This window comes from Mesorhizobium sp. FG116, assembly GCF_057809835.1.
The window spans coordinates 19,441-44,907 of record NZ_JBMDKS010000005.1; the positions used below are offsets into that span (position 1 = coordinate 19,441).

A 25,467-nucleotide genomic window follows, 5' to 3' on the forward strand; every position below is an offset into this window, starting at 1 on the left:
TCAACGCGCTAAGCGCATCCGCCATGAGCGCGGGCACCTCCACCAAGAAGACTCAGCCGGATCGTCAGGCGTCGATCGCGTCGGCGCTGAGAACCGTATCCACCAGCCAAGGTGGTCTAGAAGCGCTGGCCAAGGCACTTCAGGACGGACTTGCCTCGCCGTTTGCAGAAGCTGTCGAGACGATCTCCGGCATTAGCGGGCGTGTCATCGTCACCGGCGTCGGCAAGAGCGGGCATATCGGTTCGAAAATTGCTGCCACTTTGGCTTCGACCGGAACGCCAGCCTTTTTCGTTCACCCATCCGAGGCCAATCATGGCGACCTCGGCATGATTGCTGCCGATGATGCAATCATTGCCCTGTCATGGTCGGGCGAGACGGCCGAATTGAAGGGAATAATTGCCTATTCACGCCGTTTCTCAATACCTTTGATCGCCGTGACGGCCGGGCAGAAATCGGCGCTTGCGCGTGAAGCAGACGTTGTGCTGCTCCTGCCGCGCGTCGCCGAAGCTTGCCCGCATGGGCTCGCGCCGACAACTTCCACACTTCTGCAACTGGTCGTTGGCGATGCACTGGCGATTGCGCTTCTGGAGGCGAGGGGCTTCACGCCTGACCATTTCCGGACCTTCCATCCCGGTGGGCAACTCGGCGCCAACCTGACCAAAATCCGCGATATCATGCATACCGGCGACAAGCTTCCGCTCGTTCAGGCCGGCACCGGAATGCGTGATGCCATTCTTGAAATGTCGGGGAAGGGCTTTGGCTGCGTCGCGATTGTATCGGATGACGGAGCACTGGCCGGCATCATCACTGATGGCGATATCCGGCGTAAGATCGGTGGCGACTTGCTGGCAATGAATGTCGATCAGGTGATGACGACGAAGCCCAAGGCAATCGGTCCGGAAATGCTCGCCGCGAGTGCCCTGCAGATTCTGAATTCTTCGTCGATCACCACGCTGATGGTGGTTGAGAACGATCGTCCGGTCGGGCTTGTGCATCTGCACGACCTGCTGCGCATCGGCGCTGCCTGATCCCAGGTTGCTGTTGCTCTACTGGATAGCCTCGACGGTTAGTTCCAGATCCGCTGCCGCCGCTCCGGTCACGCGCACACGTGAGCCGACTGGTAAGTCCGGCCCTGAAACGCGCCACAAAGTGTCGCCTAGCTGGATGCGCCCACGGCCTTCCCTGATCGGCTCTGTTAAAGTGGTAGTGCGGCCGATCATCTGTTCGCCGCGTTGGTTGAGCATCGGTTGGTCGGTGTCGCGGCGTCGCGACCAGACGATCTGCTTGCCGACATAGGCGGAGATCAGGGACAATATCAGGAAAACAACGACCTGCGTCTCCCAAACCCAGAAACCGGCGTCCCAGATGAGCAGCGAGACGGCGCCGGTAATCAGCGCCGCTATGCCGATCCACAACAGGAAGACGCCCGGCACCATGATTTCCAGCACCAGCATGATGAAGCCGATGACCATCCAGTTCCATGGGCCGAGTTCGTTGAAGATGCGTTCAAGCATGGGCGCTACCTAACCTATCACCGTCAGCTTTCGGTGGAGCGGACCACGGGCGGCCGGGCGGACTGACGTGACTGCTTGCCACCGTCGCCACCAAAAACATCCTTGGCGATTTCGCCAATTCCGCCGAGCGTACCGATGAGCGACGAAGCCTCCATAGGCATCAGCACGACCTTGGAGTTGCCGGCGGACCCGATCCTGGCCAATGCCTCGGTGTATTTCTGTGCGACGAAGTAGTTCAGGGCCTGAACGTCGCCCTTGGAAATGGCGTCGGACACGACTTGTGTGGCTCGTGCTTCAGCTTCGGCGGCGCGTTCACGGGCTTCGGCGTCTCGAAAAGCGGCTTCCCTACGACCTTCCGCTTCAAGAATTTGCGATTGCTTAAGCCCTTCCGCTTCGAGGATCTGGGCGCGCTTGTTGCGTTCGGCCATCATTTGACGGGCCATCGATTCAACAAGGTTTGCCGGCGGGTTGATGTCCTTGATCTCTACGCGCGTTACCTTGATGCCCCATGGGTGTGCTGCCTCATCCACAACGCGGAGAAGGCGCTCGTTGATGGCGTCGCGATTGGACAGCAACTCGTCCAGGTCCATCGACCCCATGACCGTACGGATATTGGTCATGGTCAGGTTCAGAATGGCGTTCTGCAGGCCGGCGACCTGATACGCTGCTTGCGGCGCGTTCAGCACCTGATAGAAGGCGACGCCATCCACGGCCACAATGGCGTTGTCACGCGTGATGATTTCTTGCGTTGGAACATCGAGAACCTGTTCCATCATGTTCATTTTTGCGCCGATGCGATCGACGAATGGGACAATGAGATTGAGGCCGGGCGTCAGTGTCTTGGTGTAGCGACCGAAGCGTTCGACGGTGTAGTTAAAGCCTTGCGGAATGGTCTTGACGCCGGTGAACAGCACCAGCAACACAAGGACGACAAGCACCGGGATGACTACATCGAGACCAGTGAACGCCATTTGCTTCCCCCTCGAGTGGTGGGCCAACGGCCCGTGACAGCAGTATCACAGAAACACTTAAGTGCGTTTCCATAACGTTACAATCACGTGATTGATTGCAGTCGGTGGCGCATGTGCCGGTTTTGGACGCAAGCTGGCTGTTGTCCTCAGACCCACCCGGAGAGTTCGCGTCTCGTCAGTGTCTCGATGACAGCCATCCCTTCAGCGCTGTCGTTCAGGCATGGGATGTGCGAGAATTTTTCGCCACCTGCACCGAGGAATTCGTCACGGACTTCGCGTCCGATCTCATCCAGCGTCTCGATGCAGTCGGAAGAAAAGCCGGGATTGACGACGGCGATGCGTTTCACGCCGTCATGAGCGAGCTTCTCGACAGTCTTGTCCGTGTAAGGCTGTAGCCATTCCTGCGCGCCGAAGCGCGACTGGAAGGTGGTGATGAGCCTGTCCTCGCTCCACCCCAGCTTTTCGCGCAACAACCGCGTCGTTTCCAGGCAGTGGCGCCGGTACGGGTCGCCCTTGTCCGAATAGGGTTTAGGGATGCCGTGATAGGAGGTCAGGATCATCTCCGGCTCGAAATCCAGCGATTCCAGATGTCGAGTGATCGAGGTGGCGAGCGCGTCGATGTAGATCGGTTCGTCATAGTATGGCGGCACACTACGAACGGCCGGCGCGCGGCGCATTTTCATCAAAGCGCGGAAGAGCTGGTCATTGGCGGTTGCCGTGGTGGTAGCCGAGTACTGCGGATAAAGCGGAAAGGTAACGATCCGGTCGCAGCCGCGCTCGACCAGTTTGCGCACGATGCTGCCCGTGGAGGGGTTTCCGTAGCGCATGGCCCAGTCGACCGTGACATTTGGGAGGTCGCGCAGGGAGGCAGCGAGCTTTTCGCCTTGCGAGCGCGTGAAAGTGAGCAGGGGGGACTCGTTGCGCTCCCGGTTCCATATTTTCGCGTAGTTTGCCCCGGATTTGCTAGGCCTGAAGGTCAAGACCGGCCCATACAGGATGGGGTACCAGATGAGCTTGTTCAGCTCGATAACGCGCGGATCCGAGAGGAATTCCCTCAAATAACGCCACATAGGCTTGAAATCGGTGCCATCAGGGGTGCCGAGGTTGACCAGCATGACTCCCACCTTGGCAGCCTTGGCCGAGGTAGTCGTCGTAATAGAGCTGTCCAAGGGCTGGGTTCTGGTCCGTTCGGAAAGGGTCATGCAGTCATTTCTCCACGCGCCGTAAAGGTAGCGACAAGGCGCATGGATGCAATGCAGCTTGTGGCCGCACCTTGCTTCAACTTGTCGTCACCAGCCATGCGGTGACGACAAGCCGGCCCTTTTTCAGTTCGCTGCCGGGATTTGCAACGTGCTGCCGATTGGAAGATGGCGTGGCCTGTAGGCTGAGTTGGCTTCGGCGATCGCTTTCCACTTGGCGCCGTCGCCATAGGCCTTGACCGCGAGATCCCAGAACGTGTCGCCGGCGACAATGACATGGCTGGTTTCAGCCGCCTGAGCGGGCGTTGCGGCCGGCTCTGCCGCCGTCGAAGCTGCGGGTGCGGGCTCAGGCGAAACAGTCGGCGGCGTGTTTGCAATGTCGCTCGATGCCGACGGCAGGGCCGGTGTCGTGGGCTCGGCGGCTGCCGGTTCAGCCGGCTTTGCAGGCTCCGCTGCAGGGGTGGTTGCAGGCTGGCCAGCCGCTATCTCGGCGATGCGGCCTTCAAGCTTGGGAGTGTAGGGGGTGTGTGCGCCGAGGTAGTCGGCGACGACCTGTTCAAGGCCCGGACCGTAGTCGTAGGCGTTCTTGGCATTGTCGGCAAAAATCTTGTAGCCGTCGCCACCCTGTCGGACGTAGTTGTTGGAGGCGACAATGTAGTCCTTGGCGAGGTCAATCGGCACCCAGTTGCCATTGTCCATGACCTCAACCGCATTGACCCGGCTTTCCGGAGCGGCCGACTTGTCGAAGGCATATTTGAGTCCGGCGACCTGCGCGAAGCGGCCTGCGCCTTCCTCGAGCTGGCTGACGCCATTCTCAAGCGCTGCCACGATATCCTTGCCGCTGATCTGGAAGGTGGCAATGGTGTTCTGGAAGGGGAGAACAGTCAGCACCTCGCCCATGGTCACGGGACCCTGGTCGATGGAGGCTCGCAAGCCGCCGCCATTGGTGAAGACGATGGTTACGCCCTGATCCTTGACGCGATCAAGGACCGCGTCTGAAACGAGGTTACCCATCTCGCATTCCCGCGCACGGCACGCTTCGCGGCTGCCGTCGATAGGGGCGGTGCTTTCACCGACCAGCTTGGCCTTGAGTTCTTCGATCGGAGCGCCGAGTTCCTTGATGCGGTCAAGCACTGCCTGGTCAGGCGTGATCGACTTGTCGAGGAAGATCGGGTCGCCAGAAGCTTCCTTGACGACGCCATTGTCGTCGAACACCACTTTGAACTCGCCGAGGTACTTGGAATAGGAAGCGGCCTGGGTGACCGGCACCTTGTAGCCCTCGGGGTTGTCAATCATAGTCGGGTAAGGACCTTCGGCTTTTGCGTCGGTGTTCGACAAAAGCGAATGGGTGTGGCCGCCGACCACGACATCGACGCCGGGAATCCTGGCGATCATTTCCTTGTCGCGCGGGTAGCCGACATGGGTCAGCGCGATGATCTTGTTGACGCCTGCCGCCTTCAGTTTTTCGACTTCGGCGGTGATCGTTTTCACGTCGTCTTCAATGGTGATGTTCGGGCCGGGAGAAGCGATCTCCGGTGTTTCCGTGGTGACCGCACCGACGATGCCGATCTTCTGGCCGCCAATTTCAAGTACGACCGAAGGCTTGATGCGGTCGCCGACCTTGGCTGCAGCGCTTGCCTGGACGTTGGCGCTCAGCACCGGAAACTGGATGACATCGAGGAAGGGAGCGAGCGCGTCTTCACCGTCGTCGAACTCGTGGTTGCCGACGGTCATGGCATCGAATTTCATCTGGTTGAGAAACTCGGCTTCGGCCTTGCCCTTGTAGGTCGTGTAAAACAGCGAACCCTGGAAGTTGTCGCCGCCGTTCAGGAGAAGGACATTCTGGCCCTCGAGTTTCTTGCGCTCCTGGGCAATGGCAGTGACGAGGCGTGCCGCGCCTCCGATGCACTCGCCCTTGGTTTCCTCTTCGGCAGAGCAGGTGGATTCGTATTTGTTGTTCGATTCAATACGGCTGTGCCAGTCGTTTATGTGGAGAATGTTGAGCGTGTAGTCGGCAAAGGAAGCTCCGGCCGACAGGCCGAGCGTGGATGCCGACAAGGCGGCTATGGCAACGAACTTTCTCATGGTGCTCTCCCGAATGGACTAGGCCGACGGCGCTGGGTTCTTGATCCTGGCTGCCCTACTTGACCGCAATATAACAATCGGCACACGACATGTTCACATTGCAGATTTTTGGTTGCAAGCGGAATCGACCAAGCGCGCACGCCGCGCACGACGGCCGCTGAGCAAGTTCAAATTGTCATAGTGGAAAGAACCAGGACGATCGCCGGGCAGGTTCCAAGGGTGCCCAATGAGATACCCTTGGAACTGATTTTGCCTAGGCGCGGCGTGTTAGAACGAAATTCTGGCCGGCTGCGCTGGTGCAGTTCAACTGGCTGGTCGAAACCAGCAAGCAGTTGAAGCTGATCGGCGACTGGCGGATCAGCGAGGTGCCGGTGATCTCGACGGAAGTCGGGCCGGTCAATGTATAGGTTCCGTCAGAAAGCTTCTGGCCGGTGTCGGTTGCCACGGTCTGGAAAGTGCCAGCGTTGAGCGTTGACAAGCCTGTACCCTGGGCGTCGATCCAGGAACCTTCGACCCCCGTGGGAGCCGCCGCGACAGGCGGTGCAGACGGGCCGCTGGTCGTGCAAGCTGCGAGCGCAGCGCTGGCCGCCAGACCCAAGCCGACTGAAACAATTTTTTGCGCGATGCTCATGTGTTTTCTCCTCGGTCCGCAACCTTTCAATCGCCCGATTTCCGGTTGAATGTCAATTCAAATTTCTCTTATTTTCCAAAGCGATACCCTTTTCGCTTTCTGGCCTGTGTCTCCTGTGTGCCAACCAGGCCGCGCTTACGATCAATGGCGGAAGCCACTTTCGCCGCCGCATCATCGGTGTGCACATACCTCCCCATGAAGATTGCTACCGACTTCCACCGACCGGCGTCCATTGCCGATTTCACGTCGATGCCGTCCGCGATGGCGTCGGTCGCGAAAGTGTGCCTGCCCAAAGCGTGTGTGCTTCTGTATTCAATCCCGGCCTTCTTGCAGACAGCGGCAATGCGCTGGTTCACCGCCACGCGGTTGGTATAGGAGAATACCCTTTCCTCCGGGCCTGCGTTCAATTGCGCGATGCGTAAAACCAGTTCTGACGTGAGAGCGCAGACGACATTCTCGTCTGTTTTCGTCCTTTCGAGCAGGCAGGTTCTAGCGGTCAAATCCACATGCTTGCCGCAAACCCGCATGGCTTCCGAAACGCGAGCGGCGGTGTCGTGCATGAAAAGGACGATGCCAGACAGGTGCGGGAGCCCCATCGCGTCCGCCTGTTTCAGGAACACATCCAGCCATTCTTGATCGACCGGCTTTTTCGTGGCTGGCTTGGCCTCTTCGAATGGCTTGATCTTGATCGGGGCGCACCAGCCTAGATCGTGCGCGTGATTGATGACGGCCTTCGCCGGGGTTATCGCCTGCCGATTCTTCGTCGCTCCCGATGCCTTTGGGTATAGCTCCGTTGCCGCGCTGCGGATTTCACCTGGTTTCAATGTCGCCAGCGCCCGCCCTTTGAACTTTCGGATCAGCTTGGGCAAGTATCGACGCTCGCCGCCCTGCTGCATGTAGTGAAGCGCGGCCTCTTCGAACGTCCTTACGGATTCTTCGCCATAGGAATGACGTTTCCAGAGTTTCGCCTCGAAGAGCGCGCATTGTTCGAGGGCTGTTTTCCGGTCGCGAGTTTTAAGGCTTCTTCGAATGCGCTTTCCGTCGAAGGTTCCAACGACGTACCAGATGCCCTTGCCCTCTCTGTCTTCGATTTCGAGTGGCATAGCGCTTCCCTTAATGCGGCAATGTGTTCTGGATAGAAAACCTTCCGGTTTCCGCGCGGCTCATAATGCTTGTGAGATTGAATCACGTCCACAAGGAAACGCCGGGAAATTCCAAGCATCCTCGCGGCTCCGTCCATATCGACAGGAACGAGATCGGCAGCCCATGTCGGCATTGCCCTACTCACTGTCCTTCTCCCCTAGCGCTGCGCGGCGGGCTTCAGCGTCCTTTGCGTGAGCTTCAGCAATAATCTTGTCGAGGTAGCGGACATGGTTACCCGTCTGCGCCCGCCTCTGCCCCTCACTCAGTGCCATCGCGGGCCTCCAGTGCCCAGCGGTCAATCATGGCCGTGTAGGCTTCTGCCTCTCGTTTGTCGCACGTCTCCATATGGGCGCGTTCTTCGTCTGACAGGTCATCCAGCGGCTTGAGCCAGCATTTGCGAGGATCCGAAACGCAATCGCAGTACTGGACGTATTTGCCATCTGCATCGACGCGACCGCGCCACATGCCGGCTGAGCCTGTTTCGGCCACCGCGCATTCATCACCGCGCTTGACGCGAAGCCCGCCGCCTTGCCACCAACCAAGCTCTTGCATTCGCTGCTGGGCTTCAATTAGGGCGTGAAGCGCATCTTGTGCGGTTGGCATTTCCTGAGCGCGCTTGGCCTTGGCCGCGTCTACCGCCTTCCAGATGGCGTTCGCCTCGTCCTCGGTTATAGGCACATGCGTTCCGTCAATCAGCGTTTTGTGTCCGTGGTACTTATCCATTCTCGCGGGCCTCCAGAACCAGATCGCGACGGACGGCCCGTAAAAGCCTCAAACGATCCGTTGCCTCTTTCATGGTGATGTTGTCGGAAAGCAGATAATCGAATGTCTCAAGGAGGCTGGCGACGGCATACCGGATGCTATTGGGGTTGCCATATCGCATCACCCATTCGGGACCGCCATCTTCGAACGACTGCGGGTTTATGATGGTGCTGAAAGCACCGCCGCCCATTGCGACCTCAACCGTCATGCCGCTCGCCGGATGCTCCGAAGCTGGCGAAACACGATATCGCCCAGCGCTGTGACCGGTCTGCACGAGGCTATCGACACGCTTAACTTGCATCGCGAGCCTCCAGCGCTGTCAGGATGGCTATGAGCAGGGCGATGGCATCCGAGGTGCCTTTTCCGCCATGCGTTTCGCAATGAGGTTCGGGTGCGCCCGTTTCGGTGTCTTTGATCCAAGATATCGGGCCAGCCACGTCGGCGGTGAACCGAGGTTCATTCACGCTACGGAAATCGGGATGGATACTGCTCATGGAGCGTTCCCACCCCGGCAAGACGCGCTCGCACAGGGCGACAGCAGCGTCGAGGGAGGCTGTCAGTTCGGGGATTCGGTTGCAACAAGCTTCGCTGCCGACCTCGAAGATAACGTCGTCCTCGTCCCAATCAGGGTCGCGGCGGACGTTTGCTGCACCTTCGCTATTCGGCCCGCCATATTGGAGCGCGACACAGATCAGCGCATCCACTTCCCGGTCTGGCGCGGTAAGCCCTTGCAGCCTGGATAGGAGGTTAGCGGTCATGGGCGGGACCTCCCGAAGTCTGACGGGACGCCAAGCTTGATAGCCCATGCGCGAGCTTCTTCTGGTGTCGGCGCTTCACGGCGACCGTTGGCAACATCCCAAAGGTATTGCTCGACAGTGGCGCGTCGATTGAGCATGTCGCCAATCCAGGTTGGGCTAGCAAGCCAGCGTATCAGGCGCTCTCTCGCGCTCATCGCGTCACCTCGTCGGATAGAGCGGCGCGACGAATGGTCAGGATGAATTGCTCATCCCCGCCGCCAAATGTGACCTCGGCGGCTTCTCCTTTTTGCGGCATCTGCCCATCGAAGGCGAAGGACACGAGAGCTTTCCAGAAATCGCTCATTGCATCCTTGGTGTCTAACGCCACAGTTGGGTCTTTGCCAAAACGAGCTAGGACAACGCGCCCTGATAGCGCCGCGTGCCGGATGGAGATTTTATCGAGCGGACCTGCCATCACTCACCCCCTTGCTGTGGAGCGGCGGGGAGGTCGAGAGGGCGCCAAAGCGTGAAGTGGTTTGCCGACAGGTGTCGCGGCGTTCCAGGCTTTCTAGCTTGGTGGAAAAGCTCCGCCTTCCAGCATGATACCATGTCGGGGAAGTCGGGCGACCATGCGAGGAAGAAGCCTGTTTCCGGCGCGCTGTCCATCGCCCGCCACCCGGAGACAGAGCCGGATAGTGCTGCGCGGGCGGCGCGAAAGTCAGCTACCTTGAAATGATGGAAAAGGTGATCTTCGTAGAGAAGGTCGAACTCGTCGGTGTCCGCGAAGCCTTCCGTCTCACTATCGAGGTAGTCTGCCATGTCCGCGAACGGTCGCAGCGCCTCGCTCAACCGCGCCTCACGCGCCTCGGCGCGGTTATCTGCTCCCATGCGCTGTGCGCGGGCATCCATCAGATCATTTTCGAGTGCGTTTTCGACTCTACGATCCGCTTCTCGCTTCTCCCGCAGTTCCTTGAGCGCGAGGTCAAGGTATTCGATGCGGTCGGCGGCTTCGTGGGCGGCGTTCACGATATGTATATTGGGCATTCTTTGAATGGACGGCGGAATGTCATCCAGCGGCTTGACTGCCTTTCGCAGCCGTTCAGGCAGGGTCTCACTCATGACCGGCCATCCTTCGCTGCGAGTGCGGCGCGCCCTTCGGTCTCAAACCACTCGACTGCTTTTTCGGGCGGGCAGTTGCCGGTTTTTAGGTTCGTGATGAGGGTGGCTATGACGTATTCGCCAGCGTCTACGCGGCGTTGCAACTCCGCGACGGCCTTAGTAACAGCATCAACTGCGCCAGATGCATCCAGAGCCTCCACCACCGTCTCATCGTCCTTGACGGCTGGCTTCGCAGCGAGGGCGGCGCGCATACCTTCTCGGTTTTCATAGGTTGTCCGCGTACCGGCAAAAGCCAGTGCTGCCTTGACCATCGCATCCGTCACCACAGGCTCGGCTGGCGGGGTGGCTACCAGTGCTGAGCGGGCAAATTCGCGCAGCTTGTCAGCGTTAATGTGGAAGTCAGATCCTGTCCGAATAGCCACTTTGACGGCGGCGTTGATAATCTCAGACAGTTGTTCCCACTTCACAGCGACAGCCGGCTCAGGCCCGACCGCTTGGAGGGCGCGACGGTTCCATGCGGCGATGGCTTCGGCTGCGGTAACGCCGGTTTCAGTCGGCCCCTCTAAGCCGCAACCGGCGCAGGAAATCCAAGCACCCAAAGCACCGTACGGTGGGTACAGAGTGGCCTTCCCATCACAAAACGGGCAGTTCTTGAGGTCAAGCATGGTCAGCCTCCCGGAGAGAGGCGAGGGTGCGGCGGGCGCGCTCATCCGCGACTTTCAGGGCTGCTGCCTCATAGGTCTTTTCTTCGACCCAGAACTCGTCGTCGCTGTCGGCGTCATCGGCAGGCGGCAGTGATGCGCAATACGCTATCTCGACAACGCCGCCACGCGCGACAGCCACCACGTCTCCTGTTTTTTCGTGTGACCAGTCGTAGGCATTCTGAACGACGTCTTGCGCGCTTTCGCAGCATGACTCGCTGTCAGTTTCATGCTCGGGCCAGTACCAGTTGCACGCGGCGATTTTCTTCGCCAGCCGGTCACGCGCCCCCTCTGCTTCTTCCAGCTTAGAACGGAGAGAGGCGATGGTGTCCAGCAATGCGCCGATGTTGTCGGGAGAGCAGAGGGCGATGTAGCGGGCGTCATCGTGACCGAAGCAAACGAAGTCCAGCCGTGTCTGCCCATCGTCTTCGAGAAATGGGGCAGCTAGGCAAAATTTCTCGCCAAGATACCCGTAGGAAGTAGCGGTTCTGCGATCATTACGCGGGGGCATTGTAGCACAAACGACAGTCGAACTGCCGCCCATAGCAATTGCCTTCCAAGGGCTCGCCGTTACTTGTGGAGCAACTGACTTGATTTTGGAGATAAGTTTTTCAACATCAACCATGGGACAAATCCTTGAACGTTTTCCCGCGCATGGCGATGGCCCCTAGTGCATCGTCCAGTTTGCCGCGCAGGTCCGGGGATGCCGAACTCTCAATGCGTGAAAGTAAGTCCTCGAACTCATCTGGATTACGAAACCATAGAGCCGCGCTTCTCCCGCATTCGAGCATGTATCGCGCCTCTCGCCCAAGCGGGAAAAGCTCTGTGCGAACGGGGCTAAAGCCGTACTCTCCCTTGCGGGTAGCAAATGCGGAAATCGTTTCTGGGAACTCTGCGGTCACGCCGTCCATCGCCTCACGCAGGCGTTGCTCTATGTCAGACATTCGACACTCCGTAGAGATTGCGCCGCTTGGTGAAGTCGAGCTTAGGCGCTGGTTTCGATGGTTTTGGCGGGGAGGGAATGCGGCCTTTCGGGCGCTTGATGCCGAGATGCTTGGCCTCACGGCGCTTGGCCTCGGCAATGTCGGCAACGTCCTGTTTTGTCTTCGGCGCATGGCAGCATTCGACGCCAAGCAACTTGCCGTCATCGGCTGTCAGCTTGCGGGATTTGTCGATTTCCAGACCGTCCGGCTTGGTATGGTCCACATGGTAGGGACGCTTGCCGAGAACAAGGCCGCATCCTTCGCAGGCTATCTCGCCTGTAGGCAGCATCGCCCGCTTGACGATTTGGGCATAGACAGTGGCAGTGAACTCGCGGCGGCGGCTCATGACCAGAACCTCCACCATGGGCGGGGCTTAGGCTCGAACCAGTCTTCCGCGTCACACCGATCAGTCGTGTCCTTGACCTTCTCGGGTTCGGTCAGGCCGTCCAGTCGAGGATAAACATCGCCTCGAACGCGGTCGGTTTTAGCCGCCCTCGGCGATCCACACCAAGCAAGATGGAGCCCGTGTCTGGATTGCATAAAGAACCGGCAGTCTTTGCAGATCGGCTGGCCCATCTACGCCCCCTTGCTCAATGAAGGAGAGCGAAGGGCCGCATGGACAGCCTGGTACTTGGCCTTGCGAGCGCGTCCAATCGCCTGAGTGCAGCCGCGACGACGTGCGATCTGCTCGGCTTCCTTGGCCTTGCGCCATTCCGGCAAGGCAGACATCGGGCTATGACGACGCTGCCACCACCATATGATTTCTCGAATGAAGGTGTTCATGCTGCCTCGCTTTTCGCGGTCGAGCCGCGTTCCACGCCAAGCAGGTCGTCAATGAAATCCAGCACGTCGGTCTTTGATTGCTGGAATTCGCGAGCGTCCATCGCGCTTTTCTTCTGGCTCTTGGCTGTCCAGACGCGCACCACGCAGTTAACCGGGACGACGATGCAGTAATCGTCCATCGGGCGCATGAAGGCGGCAACGCGCTCGGCTTCGGCCATGGATGACAGAACGATGTCACGCTCGTTCCGGTAGCCGCAGCGAATGAGAGCTTTCTTGCGAAGATGCTCGGCGGTCGGATATTCGCCCTTCATGTGGTCGGGCAAATTGTCGAAGCCATTCTTCACGGTAGCGAAATAATGATTGTGGCTGGCGTCGGAACGGTCGTGGTGTTCGACCATCTTGTAGACTTCACCGACAACAAATTCCTTGTCGGCCCGCGCCATCCAGAAATTGGACATGACGCGGAAATCGCCGTCACCTTCGTACCGTAGGGGGATTGGAGTGCTCGCCATTTTGCTTCACCCCGCCATCAGGTATTTTGCACTGTCGGGAAGATCGGCTTCGGGCTCGTACTTGGAGCGCAGTCGAGCGACGGTTTCCCGCAGTTCGGTCAGGAACTCGGAAACGTCCTTCTCGATAGCCTGGATGGCAATATCGTCGCGCTTCACGCGGTCAACGAACAACCGCATGGTTTCGGGCAAGCGCGGGTCATACGAAACGAAGTCGCACCACTGCCGGCCTGTGCAGGCCATCTGCCATTGCATTTGCAGGAAGTATTTCTGCGCCAGTTCCGCGCCTAGCAGTGTTTCGATGTGCGTTGCCGTGTTCGGGCACTTGATCTCGACAAGGCCGTCATCGCGAACCAGTCCGTCCGGTGACGCGCCGGTATCGGCAATTGACGGATGAGGCGAAAAGCCCGTCTCGACCACCGTTGCATCGCGATAGAACTCGTATGCGATACGGGCTTCGGGCTCAACGTCAGTACCCCACTGCATGGCGGCATTGGTGAAGCCTTCGCTGCGAGTGCCAGTCAGGCGCTCTGCAACCAGCTCAGCCATGTAGTTCTTGCGGCTCGCGCCCCAGCCGGTTTTCGTGCGGGCGCAAACGTCTGCAATGCGAGAGGCAGTCACCTTGCCCAAGCGAGCGGCAAACCATTCGTCGGTGCGCTGTTCCATCACTTCGCACCCCGCTTCTTCTCAAGCATGGCGATGACGCGACCGAACTGCGACTGGCGGATATCGGGGATGGCCTCGACCTTGAGGTACTGGCAGAACTTCTCAATGTCTGAGTTCGTTTCTTCGATCAGGCCCCGGATGGTTGCAGCCTGTTCTTCCGTGATCTGGTCATCATCGGGCGGCGGCGCATTGCCGTCCGTATCTTCCTCGCCAACGGCAACGTTAAAGATGCCCTTGAGCAGATAGCGCATCCCGTAGGATGCAGCCGCGCCGGCGGCGTGGGTCTTCGTCATCACGTCACCACCCTTCGCGCCCTTGCCGTCTGCCGGCATATCCTTGCGGTAGGTGCGGGTGAAGCCGGCTTCGTGCGCCACATAGGCCAGCACTCGAATGTGTTCCGCCTTCGGGCTGTCGTCCTCATCGAAGCTGACGGAAAAGCCGTGCTTGGTGTAGATAGGGCGCAGGATGCTATCGAGCTTCGCGTAAGTCGCGTACTTGCTCTTGGTCTGCAAATTGTTGGCATCAGCGCCAATCGTCCGCATTTCCGCCTGCGCGGCCTTCATGGCTTCATTGAAGGCTTGTTCGGCAGAACGGTTAAGCTCACGCTCCCGCATCGCCATGAGGCGCTCCATCTTGTCGAGATCGACATTCGGGTCGCGGGCAGCACGTTCGATGATCTGGAAGATTGCCGCTGTCTCGGAAGCCGGAAGCGGGGCAGGCGGCTCTACAGCAACCTGGCGGGTTTCATGCTCAACAGTGAGCGCATTGGCGACGGTGTTCATGCTGCCAATTTCCTTTCTGATTGAAGTTGTTCGCGCTGGACGCTTGAGACGATTGCCAAGGCTTCGTCTAGGGAGAGGCCAGCCGTCACCAGAACGACAAGCCATCGTGTGAGCGGTGCCGCCCTGTCATGCTGTGTCATGGGGCGCTCCGGGTGATTTCGCTCATCGTAGCGAGCGGACGTGCAGCGGTGAAAGCCGCTCGAAGCTCGTCTTGCTTGTCGGGATGTTCGGACCAGATGGAGCGGGCGCGTTCCAGCGCCTGTTTCTCGGCGCGGCTTTCTTCGGCGCGCTGTGCTGGCGGGAGTTGGAAATCCCATCCCGCGCGGCTGTGGCTCATGGTGTTGAGGCAGCGGGTGAACTCTGTTGCGAGGGCGCTCACAGCCCGCTCCCCTGATACGCCGCTGCGAAGAGCATGCAGGCGGCTACGGTTGCGAATGGATGGTGAGCGAATAGGAAGGTGCAGAGGCGATCCATCACGCTTCATCCTCAGCGAAGGCGATCAGCCCGAGAACTAGGTCTTGGCTATCTTGCTGATCGTTGAGCGCCTGCCGGATCTCACTGGTACGCTTGCGAAGTTCAGGAAGGACTTTCCCCTTCAGCAGATTGCCAAACTCGAGACGCGCCGATTTTGGGAGCTTGCGCATCACGTCCCGCAGATGGTCACGGTCAAAGAGGCTCACGCTTTTGCCGTTGGCGTCACGACCTTCGAAATCAACTGACCATTCGAATTCCAGCCCGGTCGGATGCTTGGCTGTTATCTTTGCACTAGCCGGGCCAGATAGACGGTAAGACCCGCCGGCTTCGACGTTGGTCGCAAACTGCCAAGGGAATTCAGTGTCGCTATTGCGGTCGTAGAGATAGACCGAAGTATGACCGAGTGCCTTGAGGTGCTCGGCGTTTTCAATCGCCTTCTGGAAAGTGATATCGTGCATCACGCGGCCTTTCCATTGCTGGCGAGACGCTTGCGGTTCTCGCGATTGAGCTTGTGACGGAACCATTCGCGCTTGATCATTTCGGCGCGGATTTCCGCAATCTGTTCGTCGGTGAAGAATTCGAGCGGGCTGCGATATCCAAGGATGACGCGGGACAAGGCGCGGTCGAACTCGTTGCCGGACCATGTGTCCAGATGCTTGATTTGAGCTTCATGACGGGTGCGCATCACTCATCCTCCTCGACAGGCTCAAGGCCGATATCTTCGGGAAGGCGACCGGCGCGGAGCAGTTCAAGCTCACGCTCATTGACCCAGTAGTAGGCTTCCGAGCGGAACAGGATTTTGATCGGGCGGGCGATATTCGGGCCGAACCGGCGCACTGACACGAACACGTCGAATGAGCTTGGCTTTGAGATTGCCGACAGGGCCGAAGTCAGGTCGCTGAACGTGGTGGCGAGCGTTGCGCCATGAATGGGGGTCATGACGAAGCTCCTGCGTACCCGGTCCAGTTTGCCCGGAAGGAAGCAAGTTGACGCTGGACGCATCTGCTTCCTAGTTCATGCCATCCGCGCGGGCGGGTATCAAAGCCCCTGCGCTCAAGTCGCTTGTTGCAAAGAATATTTGACAGGAGGCGGGCGCGCTCCATCCGGTAGCAAGGGTCTGCGCCATGAATGGGGGAGGTCATCACGAATGAGCCTTCGCTTTTGCGGCCTTGCAAATCTCGCTCAGCAGATCAGCGCTTTCGACGGGGAGATCGATGCGAATGCCGATTTCCGTATTGCGGAACGTCATTGATCCGTCCGACCACTGGTTCACAAACCAGTCCTTGCCCAGATCGGTTGTCTTGATGAGTTCGCGTCCCATGCTCTCTCTCCAACGGGTGTGTTGTTGTTAGAGAGCAACTTACCGAATTGGTAATCGGAGGTCAAGCATGAAATTGCCAATCCGGTAATTATTTTCGCGGGACGCCGCCACCCTCCGAATCGCGCGCACAAAAAAGCCGCCCGGAGGCGGTAACGATGTTCCCGTTGTGTTCTTGACGCCGTTAACGATTCCAGCTTGTATGGGTTTTGGAATACCCGAGGGCGAAATGAGCATCAGGCATAGGATTGCGCCGCGCTATAAGTCGCGGAACCATGAAATCATTGCAGGGCTTAGAGAAGCCGCAGGGGCAGGGCCGCCCGTCGATCCGAGGATGGCCGTTAAGAGGTACGCTGCACAGATTTCGACCGCGATGGCTCTGATCCATGGGGGTGACTGGCAGGTGGTGATTGATCATCAGACGGGGTTTGTTCTGGTGAACCCTCGGGTGCCTTGATAAAGCCGCCTCTTATTACGCCAAGGGCTCTATCCAGTTGGGAGCCGTCAACACCGAACGCCAGTAATGCGGATCGCAAATCGGTCTCGGGCGATTTGAAGGATATGGCTCCAGGGCGTCGGAATAGATTTTCGATAGAAACGCCGAGCGCCTTCGAGAATGCGTAGAGCCACGCCACCGTCATCTGGCGTTTGCCATTAAGCAAGCGGGATACCGTCGCCGGGGTGGTGCCCATCTGCTCCGCGAGCTTCTCTCCAGTTACGCCCAAAGCCCTCATATACTCTCGGATGTAGAGAGGCGGGAGTTCGGTGGGTTCGTCATCTTTGGCAGCCATTTCCTAAACGTACGAGGAACCTTTCCGCTAGCGAATGTCCAATCTGGTAATATGAGTGCTTGACTGGAATTGCCAATCTGGTAATTTCACGAAATGGAAAACCTCAGGACATGGCGGAACGGACAATCTCTAAGCCTCGATGAAGCTGGAAGGCTCGTCGGGGTTAGTGGCGTTCAGTGGCACCGATACGAAGCCGGGACAAGGCGGGTTTCGCCCGACAAAGTTCCCACCATCGCAGCTGTCACCGGCATCCCCCCTCAAGAGCTTCGTCCCGATCTGGCCGACATCTTCGGAGCCGCCCCCGCTCGCAAGGAGGGTGCGCAGTGAGCCACGACATAAACAATCTCATACACCAGATGAACGCGCAGTCGGCTATCGACTGGCAGAAGGCGGCGGAGCAGGCGCGCACGCAGTTCATAGAGGATTGTCAGCACGCGTCTATCGTTCGCATTGCTGGCGGAACCGCGATTTTGATTGGCGGAAATATCCTTCAAATCAACTGCCCCGAACATGTGATGATTGACTGGCTGGTGATGGCTCTCCGAGGGGCCAGAAACGGCGTTAGCTCCACCAACATGACGGCTGCCGAAGTCCAGTCCGCTCGCAAGGAGCAGGAGGGCGCAGCGTGAGCAGCGAAAGGACACAAAAAGCCCCTGCCAGCGGGTCGCTGATTGACGGCATCCGCGATGTTATCGACACGGCGGTCAAGTTCAAGAAAGTCATGAACAAGAAGCGGCTCAGCCGCGCCCGCTGCGTTTGTCCGCGATGCGGTAAGCACATCCACGGCGCCATCAGCTCCTATAACGGCCATTTCCGCATGTCCTGTGAAGGAGCTTGCGGCATGGCGATAATGGAATAGCGCCATGTGGGGGCCTTCCGACGAGGAAATCCGGTTCTACAAATGGCTTCTTGCTCTAGTCGGGCTTGTAATGCTGTCGGCTGCGTTCGCCTTGGGGGCGTGGCTGCTATGACCTCGATTATCGTTCTGCGCAATCAGGAGGCGGCTGGACGGACGCGGCAAGGGATCGCCCCCGCCCAGCCATGCGCGACGAGGGACAGCGCGCAAATCAATCCAACGTGCGTCTCCGGCAAAACGCACCCTCACGGAATAGCCGGTGTTCGTGAACTCGTAACGGTTCGTATCCGCGTTGGTAGCGGGCGAGCGCATCGTTGCATCTATCCGGTGCTCGAAACACCCCAACTCGCCCGCATACAATTCCAATCCGCGCACGCCTCCCGCGCGGTAACTGCCGGGGTGTTGAGCGTCATCAGCGCTCCGCTCCGGCTTTTTATCCTTCGGGCCGTCAAGGTCGCCCGACACCTGTTTATTCGCCTCCATAGCGCGCTTGCACCGTTCCAAAGCTCTGCGCGTTATCGAGTCAAGTCGTTCCAAGTCCTTACCTTTTCCGCCCAAGCTTTGGGCCTAGCTGCTGGTGTGTACGGACAACACACTGACAGGAGAAAAATGAAATGTCCGACAAAGGCGTTGAAGGATTCGACAAAATGAGCGTCGCGTATGTCAATGAGGCCAAGTCGATGGCCGACTTCATCGTACACAAGGCCCATCGAGGCCCCGGCGATACTGTGGACGCTGCCATGCATAGAGCCGAGCGTCTTTATGGCGTCCCGGCTACGTGGCTTCACCGGCTCCGCTACCGTGAAGTGGGTGATATGCCGACTTCGGCATTCTTCGCGATTTTCAACGCATACCGCGCCGCCTGCGACCTCGCTGACCGCGCCTACGAAAACGAGAGGGCAAAGCATGCTCCTGATACGGCGCTTGTGCGCTTTGCTGACGCTGTTGCTGGCAAGGCTTCTGAGAAGGAAGCCGCGAAATGAACGCCCCTGAACCCATCTCCCCCGGCTTACTCCGTCTTGTAATCCTCATGGCTCTGGCAACGGCTCCGCTGGCCTATCTGGCGTGGAGGGTGGTGGTTTGAAAAACCGGCTCCTCGATTTGAACAATCACCTGTTCGGCCAGCTTGAACGCCTGACCGACGAGGGCCTGTCATCCGAGCAGATCGAGCAGGAAGTGAAGCGCGCCGATGCCATCGTTGCAGTCAGCGAGCAGATCATCCGCAACGCTGACCTGTCCCTCAAAGCCGTGACGCTCATAGCTGTTCATGGCGACCGGTTTGCATCGTCCCTGCCGATGATATCGCCTCCGACCACCCCGACTGGCGAGGATGCACAAGTGAGGCCGATACGCCCGCTCATCAAGGCGGCCGGCACATGAAGGGCGTCTATATCCCATACTCGGCGGATGAGTTGGCATGGCTGGAAGCCAACCGCACGCTCGTCATTAGCGAATATCACCGCGCATTTTGTGTGGCGTTCTCGCGTGACGACGTGTCGGCAAAAAACCTCCATGCCCTACGCAAGCGCAAAGGCTGGTCTACGGGCCGGACTGGCTGCTTTGTTAAAGGGCAGGTTCCGCCGAACAAGGGCAAGAAATGCGCTCCGGGTACTGGTGGCCGTCATCCCAACGCGCGCCGGAACCAGTTTCGGAAAGGCAATCTACCGCACAACGCCAATTATCTCGGACATGAGCGGATTTCCAAAGATGGCTATGTCGAAATCAGCGTCGATGAGGTCAACCCTCACACTGGTTTCGAGCGCCGCTATGTCCTGAAACACCGTTGGCTTTGGGAGCAGCAGAATGGCCCTGTGCCTGCCGGCATGTTCCTCAAGTGCCTCGATGGCGACAGGACGAACACCGCGCCAGACAATTGGGAACTGCTGCCGCGCGCCGTGCTCCCGTACCTGAATGGGCATCGTGGCTTTGATTACGATTCCGCTGAACCGGAAGTCCGCCCAGCCATCATAGCGGTTGCCAAGGTCAAGCACGCTGCACGGTCAAAAGCGAGGCAAGCATGAACCAGGAACGCATGAGCGCAGCCGAGGCGAGGGCGCTCCCGAAGCCCGCCAAACCGTCGAAGTATAAGAACAAGCGCGTTGTCGTTAATGGCAGACGCTATGCCAGCATAAAGGAAGCTGAGCACTGCGAAAAGCTGATCCAGCTTGAGAAGGCCGGCAAGATCGGCGGGCTGGAGCTACAGCGCCGTTTCCAGATACTCGGGCCCAAAGGGGAACTGATCTGCGTCTATGTCGCAGACGCCGCTTTCTGGGACCATGAGCAGGACCGCTTTCGCGTGATTGATGTGAAAGGCGTCGAGACGGACGTTTTCAAGATCAAGCGCAAGCTGATGCGCGCCTTCAACGGCATAGACGTGGAGGTAATTCGGTGAAGCTTAGCGCCATCATAGCCCCGCTCATCGCTGCTAAGGTGCCGCACAGCGTCATCATGCAGACGGTTCAGGCATGGGAAGAACAGCAGGCTGACGCGCTCGAAAAGCGCCGGAAATCGGACGCGGAACGCCAAGCAAGGAAGCGTGAAAAGGATGCAAGTCACGTGACGTCACGTGATGTCACTGTGACCGTTTCCTCGCATGAGGCGGGCGTGACGCGCGGAGAGGATAATCTCCAAACTACAGAGATAACTGGAAAGGAAGAAAAGAAGGTTGCCTCGCCTTCAGCTCGCCCCTCCCGTGGTTCTCGCATCCCCGACGATTTCTGTCCTGACATCGAAGCCGCTGTGTCCGAGGGCGTTCCACGCCTCGAAGCCGAACGTCAGGCGCGAAGCTTCTGCGATTACTGGCGCTCAAAGCCCGGTGCCGGCGGTTTGAAACTCGATTGGCCGGCAACCTGGCGTGTCTGGTACCGGCGCAACATTCCGGCTGTTTCAAAACCCCAATCGACAGCACCGCCGCGAAAGCCGCGCACCGTAGCGGAACTCGCCATTCATCGCCTCGAAACCGGACAAACCACCCATGAACCTCCCGACGAACCAGATCGACGTTTGGGCCAAAGCTTCGGATCAGGACAAGCTCAAGGCCCTGGCGTCCTTGAACTCGTTGCCATCGCGGCAAACGGACACCGTTGAAATCAGCGAGGCAGGGTACTTCGTCGCCTTGGATGGCGTTACCCGCCACGGGCTTTCCGAGGCCGTCAAAGCCATCCTCAAGGGAGGTTTGGGCCATGCATTTTTTCCGAGCCCGCCTGAACTGCGCATCCAGTGCGACAAAGCGATGGAATGGCACGAGCACCAGCGCGAACGCGAGTACCGGGAAGAGCGGTATATCCGCGAGCGGCGAGAGAACAACGCCATCGTGCAGCGCTCACCAGAGGCCATCGCTCGCCAGCAGGAAGCCTATCGGAAATTCTGCGCCGGCTACACCAGCGAGAAGGACGAAGCCGAGGAAGCCGAGCGGGCAGATATCCGCGCCCGCTACGGCATGACGGACGAACTGATCGACGCGATACCGGACCAGCCGGTCCCGTCGAATTTCAAGAAACTGGGAGTCAGGTGATTATCATGTTCATAGCGTCATTCAAGAACACAGAGCGGGGCATTATGGCCCGCAACTACGACAAGCTAGAGGCCGAACGGCAAGAGCGGGTCAAACGGCAGCGTGAGCTTTACGAAGCTCGTATGGCTGAAGCCGCAGCTATCGCCGTAATCAGACGCGCCGCAGCAGAGCAGGCCGAGGCTGTAGCGGCAGAGATGAGAATGAGGGGATATCGCCACCAGCATTCATACCGCGAAATTGAACGGCGGGCCTGCAAGCTATTCGATGTGACCCGCGCCGAGATTTACAGCAGTCGCCGCCATGCCGACATCGTGTTCGTTCGGCAGTTCATCGCCTATTGGGCGGCTCGTCTAACGCCTCATTCATTGTCGCAGATCGGTCGCCTCATGGGCGGCAAGGACCACACGACGGTCCTTCACAATCGAGACAAGTATCCCGAGAAGCGCGCCAGGATGGGCCGCGTTCTGCCACCGGCGCGTTGAAAGGACCAGCACATGGGAAAGGTAGAGGAAGTCGGCTGGAAGGACGATGCGGCTAAAATCCGCATGGAGCTTTTGCCGCCTGAGTTGATCACGGCTACATCTGCGGTCCTTACTTTCGGGGCCAAGAAATACGCTGACCGGAATTGGGAGCGAGGGCTCAAATGGAGCCGATGCTTCGGGGCCCTCATGCGCCATTTATGGGCATGGTGGAGCGGGCAGAAGGCAGACCCCGAGACAGGATACTCGCACCTGTGGCATGCGTCGTGCTGCCTTGCCTTCCTCATAGCCTATGAACAGCGCGGCACGGGTGACGACGACCGGCCCGCCGCCCTCTCAGAAGACAAGGAGCAGGGGTGATGGGGAACGACTGGCTCACCGAAGAACTGATGCAGCGGGCGGCCAAGCTCATCCAGGACATAGACGGCATCGCATCTCAGGGCAGCATCTATGTCGTCAGCAGGGCGCTTTACGAGGCAGAGAAGCGCGGACGGGAGGAAGCGGCGAAGATTTGCGAGACGCATCGCGTTTACGAGATTGGCGACAGGCACATGCTCGCCGCCGCCATCCGCTCAGGGCAATAGGAGGCGGAGATGAACATCAAGGGAATGGATAGACGTGGTTTCCTCGGCATCTTCGGTGGTGCTGCTGTAGCAGGGCCAAAGCTAGCTGCTGGGATGGTAGACAACATAGCGAGCCTTGCGCCTCCTATTCCTGGCTATCCGTCACTCAACCAAAAAGTTGCAGGCATGGATGGTGGAGAAGATTGGAAATTCGGCCGAATCAAGGAACTCAAAGCCATCATATCTGGCAGCGACCCGCAGGCCGAACACAACAACAGAATGAACCGCCTCTATGCGCTCGAGCAGGGTGAGCGTTTCAGGCTGGATTCCCTGCGGTCTGTATCGCCAGTCCACAAGCAACGGATGCTCGCAGACAGCGCGGCAGATCGGTCGAGACGCATTCGGCAAGCGGACGCCAGATGGGACTTGAAGCGGCTTTTGACCGGCAACTAGCACGAGGGACAGCATGAAGGCGGCACCTTCGATCATCGCATGTGGAAAGAAGAACTACGCATCATGGAACCATGCCAGCCACGATGCCAAGGCAATGCGCCGGAAGGGGCTTCGCGAGGAAGTCTACTACTGCCGGCGCTGCCAGAGCTTCCACGTAGGGACAAGCATCAAGGGGAGCTATACGCGATGAAAGCGGCGATGACAGACAGGAAGAAGACATATCGGCCATCGACGCCGTTCTACGCCTATTCGTCGCGGAACAGCGGCAAGGTCCATCCTCTTGTTTTCAGGCGCAAGAACCAGGCGCTCACCATGTGGTGGGAGCGGCGCACAATCGATGAAATCGCTGCTTCACTGGATATTTCGCCAGATACGGTGCGCAATTACCTCAAGGCAGGCCGTCGCGATGGAGACGCCAGAGCTGCGAGCCGCGAAGACAAGCGAACCATGATGGCAAAGGTCAGGCGAGCGCACATAACCGAACTGCATCGGCAAGGCTTCTCAAAGCAGGAGATTGCCGACCGGCTTAATGTGCATGTGCGCCTTGTCCAGATCAGATTGAAGGAATGCGAGTGATGGCTGAGCGCGGGAGGCCAACGGACTTCAAGCCGGCATATGGCGAAGAGATACTGCAGCTGATGGCAACCGGGCTTTCGCTGGCTGCTGCGGCTGCTGAACTCGGCATTCACAGGCAGCGCGTCTACGAGTGGGAAGAGGCACACCCTGAATTTGCGGACACTATAAAGCTTGCTCGGTCCAAAAGGCAGCTTTTCCTTGAGCGCAGACTGCTATCGGCGGACCAAGGACCAGTCGTCACATCCTCGATATTCGCCCTCAAGAACGCTGCCGGGGATGATTGGCGCGACAAACAGGAAGTCGAAGCGAGCGGCACACTGACAATCAACGTGGTGCAGCGTGGAAATCAACCTTCCTCATAATTGGACGCCGCGCGACTATCAGCTTCCGGCGTGGAATAGCTGGCTGAGTGGGTGCAACAGGCAGTTGCTCATCTGGCATCGCAGGGCAGGCAAGGATGACATCAATCTTCGCATGCATGCAGTCGGGGCGTTCAACCGCGTGGGTACCTACTGGCATATGCTGCCTGAATATTCTCAGGCCAGAAAGGCTATATGGGATGCGGTTAACCCGCACACTGGCAAGAGGCGAATAGACGAAGCATTCCCTCATGAAATCCGCGCCAACACCCGCGAAACGGACATGTTCATCCGCTTCAAGAACAATTCTACATGGCAGGTTGTCGGATCGGACAACTACAACGCCCTTGTAGGAACGCCGCCGGTAGGTCTGACCGGCTCCGAATGGGCTTTGGCCAACCCGATGGCATGGGCCTATCTCGCCCCAATCATGGCCGAAAACGGCGGATGGTCGTCCTTCATCACCACGCCGCGCGGAAACAATCATGTCAAGTCGATGTACGACCGATTCAAGGGCGATCCAAGATGGTTCGTTCAATTGCTGACTGCGGCGGACACAAAGGCCATCACTCCAGAGGCGATTGAAGACCAGCGCGCGGAGTACGAATCTCTGTTCGGCCAAGACGTAGCCAATATGCTGGTGGAGCAGGAATTCTACTGTTCGTTTGCTGGGGCCATGGTTGGTGCCTATTGGGGGTCAGAAGTGAACGCTGCCGAACGTAGCGGGCGGATCACTGAGTTGGATATCGACTGGTCCCACCCGGTTCACACCGCGTGGGACTTGGGCAAGGCTGTCAACAATCCAATCTGGTGCTTCCAAGTCATCAACGGTACGCCGCACATAGTCGATTTTTATCGCCCGGAAAGCGACGACCTTGAGCAATGGGTCAAGTGGCTCGATGACAAGGGTTACAAGGGTAACGACTACGTTCCGCATGATATTCTGGTGACGGAATGGGGGACTACCAGGACGCGTTTTGACACCCTGAAACTGCTAGGTCGCCGACCTCGGCGTGTTGCGAAGGTCAGCGTTGCTGATGGCATCAATGCCGGCAGGCAGACAATCAAGATTGCCAAATTTGATGCTGGCCGTTGCGAGCTGGGTATTGACGGCCTGAAAAACTACCGCCGAGAGTGGGACGATGAGCTAAAAACCTTTCGTGAGAACCCGGTCAAAGATTGGGCTGAGCACATTGGCTCATCCTTCCGCTACTTGTCGTTGGCGTGGAGGGATGCGCAACCCGCGCTGAAAGAGCCGCCAAAGCCCAAGGAACTCGAATACACAGCCACGCCAAGCGGCGTCATTTCCGGCAACATGGACGTGAAGGCGGCTGTTGAGGCGATGGTAAGAAGGAGACGCGAACGTGAGTGAACACCGACAACTGAGCATAAGAGCAAGAACGGCGCTGGGCGGGTATCGGGGCGATGGATTAGCCGATGACGAATTGCTGAGGCGCGCTTTTATCGACAATGGCATTACCTATGCGAGACTCAAGCAG

42 protein-coding genes are annotated in these 25,467 nt (G+C 58.6%); 17 read left to right on the forward strand and 25 right to left on the reverse strand.

The annotated features are described in order from the left end of the window. The first annotated feature begins 23 nt into the window (after positions 1–23). On the forward strand, positions 24–1,028 hold the full coding sequence (locus tag ACODTY_RS06105; protein ID WP_488993399.1) for a KpsF/GutQ family sugar-phosphate isomerase: 1,005 nt from the start codon (positions 24–26) through the stop codon (positions 1,026–1,028). Between the two features lie 18 nt (positions 1,029–1,046). On the opposite strand, the gene ACODTY_RS06110 is transcribed toward ACODTY_RS06105, so the two are convergent. The 25 genes from ACODTY_RS06110 to ACODTY_RS06230 all read right to left on the reverse strand — a co-directional run bounded on the left by ACODTY_RS06110 (position 1,047) and on the right by ACODTY_RS06230 (position 17,168). Continuing rightward, complete coding sequence (locus ACODTY_RS06110) at positions 1,047–1,514, reverse strand: NfeD family protein (RefSeq protein WP_488993400.1); 468 nt, start codon at positions 1,512–1,514, stop codon at positions 1,047–1,049. Between the two features lie 23 nt (positions 1,515–1,537). Beyond that, positions 1,538–2,485: an SPFH domain-containing protein gene (locus tag ACODTY_RS06115; protein WP_488993401.1), complete on the reverse strand. Its 948-nt coding sequence runs from the start codon at positions 2,483–2,485 to the stop codon at positions 1,538–1,540. A gap of 146 nt (positions 2,486–2,631) precedes the next feature. Then, positions 2,632–3,687: a ferrochelatase gene (hemH, locus tag ACODTY_RS06120; protein ID WP_488993402.1), complete on the reverse strand. Its 1,056-nt coding sequence runs from the start codon at positions 3,685–3,687 to the stop codon at positions 2,632–2,634. 123 nt (positions 3,688–3,810) lie between these two features. Further along, positions 3,811–5,769 carry a 5'-nucleotidase C-terminal domain-containing protein gene (locus ACODTY_RS06125; protein WP_488993403.1) on the reverse strand — a complete coding sequence of 653 codons (1,959 nt, stop codon included), beginning with the start codon at positions 5,767–5,769 and terminating at the stop codon, positions 3,811–3,813. Positions 5,770–6,022: 253 nt separating this feature from the next. Continuing rightward, positions 6,023–6,400, reverse strand: a complete 378-nt coding sequence (gene omp10 / locus ACODTY_RS06130; protein WP_488993404.1) for an outer membrane lipoprotein Omp10 — start codon at positions 6,398–6,400, stop codon at positions 6,023–6,025. Between the two features lie 68 nt (positions 6,401–6,468). After that, positions 6,469–7,503: a tyrosine-type recombinase/integrase gene (locus tag ACODTY_RS06135; protein WP_488993405.1), complete on the reverse strand. Its 1,035-nt coding sequence runs from the start codon at positions 7,501–7,503 to the stop codon at positions 6,469–6,471. A 298-nt stretch (positions 7,504–7,801) separates the two neighbouring features. Further along, the gene (locus ACODTY_RS06140; RefSeq protein WP_488993406.1) at positions 7,802–8,266 is read right to left on the reverse strand and encodes a hypothetical protein; all 465 of its coding nucleotides are present in this window, start codon (positions 8,264–8,266) and stop codon (positions 7,802–7,804) included. After that, a complete protein-coding gene (locus ACODTY_RS06145; RefSeq protein WP_488993407.1) occupies positions 8,259–8,513 on the reverse strand; it encodes a hypothetical protein in 255 nt (84 codons plus the stop codon). The genes ACODTY_RS06140 and ACODTY_RS06145 overlap by 8 nt, the downstream gene beginning before the upstream one ends. An 82-nt stretch (positions 8,514–8,595) precedes the next feature. Then, positions 8,596–9,063, reverse strand: a complete 468-nt coding sequence (locus ACODTY_RS06150; RefSeq protein ID WP_488993408.1) for a hypothetical protein — start codon at positions 9,061–9,063, stop codon at positions 8,596–8,598. 190 nt (positions 9,064–9,253) lie between these two features. Beyond that, complete coding sequence (locus tag ACODTY_RS06155; protein ID WP_488993409.1) at positions 9,254–9,517, reverse strand: hypothetical protein; 264 nt, start codon at positions 9,515–9,517, stop codon at positions 9,254–9,256. Beyond that, positions 9,517–10,161 (reverse strand): hypothetical protein, encoded by a 645-nt coding sequence (locus ACODTY_RS06160; RefSeq protein WP_488993410.1) that lies wholly within the window; start codon positions 10,159–10,161, stop codon positions 9,517–9,519. Before ACODTY_RS06160 ends, ACODTY_RS06155 begins: the two co-directional genes overlap by 1 nt. Beyond that, a complete protein-coding gene (locus ACODTY_RS06165; protein ID WP_488993411.1) occupies positions 10,158–10,826 on the reverse strand; it encodes a Lar family restriction alleviation protein in 669 nt (222 codons plus the stop codon). Before ACODTY_RS06165 ends, ACODTY_RS06160 begins: the two co-directional genes overlap by 4 nt. After that, positions 10,819–11,487 (reverse strand): hypothetical protein, encoded by a 669-nt coding sequence (locus ACODTY_RS06170; RefSeq protein ID WP_488993412.1) that lies wholly within the window; start codon positions 11,485–11,487, stop codon positions 10,819–10,821. The genes ACODTY_RS06165 and ACODTY_RS06170 overlap by 8 nt, the downstream gene beginning before the upstream one ends. Then, entirely contained in the window at positions 11,480–11,806 is a 327-nt protein-coding gene (locus tag ACODTY_RS06175; RefSeq protein ID WP_488993413.1) for a hypothetical protein, read from the reverse strand. The genes ACODTY_RS06170 and ACODTY_RS06175 overlap by 8 nt, the downstream gene beginning before the upstream one ends. Further along, positions 11,799–12,191: a hypothetical protein gene (locus ACODTY_RS06180; RefSeq protein ID WP_488993414.1), complete on the reverse strand. Its 393-nt coding sequence runs from the start codon at positions 12,189–12,191 to the stop codon at positions 11,799–11,801. Before ACODTY_RS06180 ends, ACODTY_RS06175 begins: the two co-directional genes overlap by 8 nt. Before the next feature lie 230 nt (positions 12,192–12,421). Further along, positions 12,422–12,628 (reverse strand): hypothetical protein, encoded by a 207-nt coding sequence (locus tag ACODTY_RS06185; protein WP_488993415.1) that lies wholly within the window; start codon positions 12,626–12,628, stop codon positions 12,422–12,424. Then, entirely contained in the window at positions 12,625–13,140 is a 516-nt protein-coding gene (locus ACODTY_RS06190) for a hypothetical protein (RefSeq protein WP_488993416.1), read from the reverse strand. The genes ACODTY_RS06185 and ACODTY_RS06190 overlap by 4 nt, the downstream gene beginning before the upstream one ends. Positions 13,141–13,146: 6 nt before the next feature. Beyond that, positions 13,147–13,803, reverse strand: coding sequence for a lambda exonuclease family protein (locus tag ACODTY_RS06195; RefSeq protein WP_488993417.1), 657 nt, complete (start codon positions 13,801–13,803; stop codon positions 13,147–13,149). Then, positions 13,803–14,585: an ERF family protein gene (locus ACODTY_RS06200; RefSeq protein ID WP_488993418.1), complete on the reverse strand. Its 783-nt coding sequence runs from the start codon at positions 14,583–14,585 to the stop codon at positions 13,803–13,805. Before ACODTY_RS06200 ends, ACODTY_RS06195 begins: the two co-directional genes overlap by 1 nt. A 136-nt stretch (positions 14,586–14,721) precedes the next feature. Beyond that, the gene (locus ACODTY_RS06205; RefSeq protein WP_488993419.1) at positions 14,722–14,964 is read right to left on the reverse strand and encodes a hypothetical protein; all 243 of its coding nucleotides are present in this window, start codon (positions 14,962–14,964) and stop codon (positions 14,722–14,724) included. Positions 14,965–15,058: 94 nt separating this feature from the next. Continuing rightward, positions 15,059–15,517 carry a hypothetical protein gene (locus ACODTY_RS06210; RefSeq protein ID WP_488993420.1) on the reverse strand — a complete coding sequence of 153 codons (459 nt, stop codon included), beginning with the start codon at positions 15,515–15,517 and terminating at the stop codon, positions 15,059–15,061. Continuing rightward, positions 15,517–15,744, reverse strand: a complete 228-nt coding sequence (locus ACODTY_RS06215; RefSeq protein ID WP_488993421.1) for a hypothetical protein — start codon at positions 15,742–15,744, stop codon at positions 15,517–15,519. Before ACODTY_RS06215 ends, ACODTY_RS06210 begins: the two co-directional genes overlap by 1 nt. Then, on the reverse strand, positions 15,744–15,998 hold the full coding sequence (locus tag ACODTY_RS06220; protein WP_488993422.1) for a hypothetical protein: 255 nt from the start codon (positions 15,996–15,998) through the stop codon (positions 15,744–15,746). The genes ACODTY_RS06215 and ACODTY_RS06220 overlap by 1 nt, the downstream gene beginning before the upstream one ends. A gap of 202 nt (positions 15,999–16,200) precedes the next feature. After that, a complete protein-coding gene (locus tag ACODTY_RS06225) occupies positions 16,201–16,380 on the reverse strand; it encodes a hypothetical protein (protein WP_488993423.1) in 180 nt (59 codons plus the stop codon). A gap of 338 nt (positions 16,381–16,718) precedes the next feature. Then, the gene (locus ACODTY_RS06230; protein ID WP_488993424.1) at positions 16,719–17,168 is read right to left on the reverse strand and encodes a helix-turn-helix domain-containing protein; all 450 of its coding nucleotides are present in this window, start codon (positions 17,166–17,168) and stop codon (positions 16,719–16,721) included. 93 nt (positions 17,169–17,261) lie between these two features. Between ACODTY_RS06230 and ACODTY_RS06235 the strand changes: the two genes are divergently transcribed. The 16 genes from ACODTY_RS06235 to ACODTY_RS06310 all read left to right on the forward strand — a co-directional run bounded on the left by ACODTY_RS06235 (position 17,262) and on the right by ACODTY_RS06310 (position 25,340). Then, the gene (locus ACODTY_RS06235; RefSeq protein WP_488993425.1) at positions 17,262–17,495 is read left to right on the forward strand and encodes a helix-turn-helix domain-containing protein; all 234 of its coding nucleotides are present in this window, start codon (positions 17,262–17,264) and stop codon (positions 17,493–17,495) included. Next, positions 17,492–17,797, forward strand: a complete 306-nt coding sequence (locus tag ACODTY_RS06240; RefSeq protein ID WP_488993426.1) for a hypothetical protein — start codon at positions 17,492–17,494, stop codon at positions 17,795–17,797. The genes ACODTY_RS06235 and ACODTY_RS06240 overlap by 4 nt, the downstream gene beginning before the upstream one ends. Beyond that, on the forward strand, positions 17,794–18,027 hold the full coding sequence (locus ACODTY_RS06245; protein ID WP_488993427.1) for a hypothetical protein: 234 nt from the start codon (positions 17,794–17,796) through the stop codon (positions 18,025–18,027). Before ACODTY_RS06240 ends, ACODTY_RS06245 begins: the two co-directional genes overlap by 4 nt. Before the next feature lie 611 nt (positions 18,028–18,638). Further along, positions 18,639–19,007, forward strand: coding sequence for a hypothetical protein (locus ACODTY_RS06250; RefSeq protein WP_488993428.1), 369 nt, complete (start codon positions 18,639–18,641; stop codon positions 19,005–19,007). Between the two features lie 97 nt (positions 19,008–19,104). Next, complete coding sequence (locus tag ACODTY_RS06255; protein WP_488993429.1) at positions 19,105–19,404, forward strand: hypothetical protein; 300 nt, start codon at positions 19,105–19,107, stop codon at positions 19,402–19,404. Further along, complete coding sequence (locus ACODTY_RS06260) at positions 19,401–20,045, forward strand: HNH endonuclease signature motif containing protein (RefSeq protein WP_488993430.1); 645 nt, start codon at positions 19,401–19,403, stop codon at positions 20,043–20,045. The genes ACODTY_RS06255 and ACODTY_RS06260 overlap by 4 nt, the downstream gene beginning before the upstream one ends. Then, positions 20,042–20,416, forward strand: a complete 375-nt coding sequence (locus tag ACODTY_RS06265) for a DUF1064 domain-containing protein (protein ID WP_488993431.1) — start codon at positions 20,042–20,044, stop codon at positions 20,414–20,416. The genes ACODTY_RS06260 and ACODTY_RS06265 overlap by 4 nt, the downstream gene beginning before the upstream one ends. A gap of 582 nt (positions 20,417–20,998) precedes the next feature. Then, positions 20,999–21,538, forward strand: a complete 540-nt coding sequence (locus ACODTY_RS06270) for a hypothetical protein (protein ID WP_488993432.1) — start codon at positions 20,999–21,001, stop codon at positions 21,536–21,538. 5 nt (positions 21,539–21,543) lie between these two features. After that, entirely contained in the window at positions 21,544–22,020 is a 477-nt protein-coding gene (locus tag ACODTY_RS06275) for a helix-turn-helix domain-containing protein (protein ID WP_488993563.1), read from the forward strand. Positions 22,021–22,032: 12 nt separating this feature from the next. After that, complete coding sequence (locus ACODTY_RS06280; RefSeq protein ID WP_488993433.1) at positions 22,033–22,377, forward strand: dATP/dGTP diphosphohydrolase domain-containing protein; 345 nt, start codon at positions 22,033–22,035, stop codon at positions 22,375–22,377. Continuing rightward, positions 22,377–22,601 (forward strand): hypothetical protein, encoded by a 225-nt coding sequence (locus ACODTY_RS06285; RefSeq protein ID WP_488993434.1) that lies wholly within the window; start codon positions 22,377–22,379, stop codon positions 22,599–22,601. Before ACODTY_RS06280 ends, ACODTY_RS06285 begins: the two co-directional genes overlap by 1 nt. Positions 22,602–22,610: 9 nt before the next feature. Next, positions 22,611–23,033 (forward strand): hypothetical protein, encoded by a 423-nt coding sequence (locus ACODTY_RS06290; protein WP_488993435.1) that lies wholly within the window; start codon positions 22,611–22,613, stop codon positions 23,031–23,033. 13 nt (positions 23,034–23,046) lie between these two features. Continuing rightward, complete coding sequence (locus ACODTY_RS06295; RefSeq protein WP_488993436.1) at positions 23,047–23,223, forward strand: hypothetical protein; 177 nt, start codon at positions 23,047–23,049, stop codon at positions 23,221–23,223. An 8-nt stretch (positions 23,224–23,231) separates the two neighbouring features. Further along, entirely contained in the window at positions 23,232–23,609 is a 378-nt protein-coding gene (locus ACODTY_RS06300; protein WP_488993437.1) for a helix-turn-helix domain-containing protein, read from the forward strand. Next, on the forward strand, positions 23,609–23,971 hold the full coding sequence (locus ACODTY_RS06305; protein ID WP_488993438.1) for a helix-turn-helix domain-containing protein: 363 nt from the start codon (positions 23,609–23,611) through the stop codon (positions 23,969–23,971). The genes ACODTY_RS06300 and ACODTY_RS06305 overlap by 1 nt, the downstream gene beginning before the upstream one ends. Further along, complete coding sequence (locus ACODTY_RS06310) at positions 23,949–25,340, forward strand: hypothetical protein (RefSeq protein ID WP_488993439.1); 1,392 nt, start codon at positions 23,949–23,951, stop codon at positions 25,338–25,340. The genes ACODTY_RS06305 and ACODTY_RS06310 overlap by 23 nt, the downstream gene beginning before the upstream one ends. Positions 25,341–25,467: the final 127 nt, after the last annotated feature.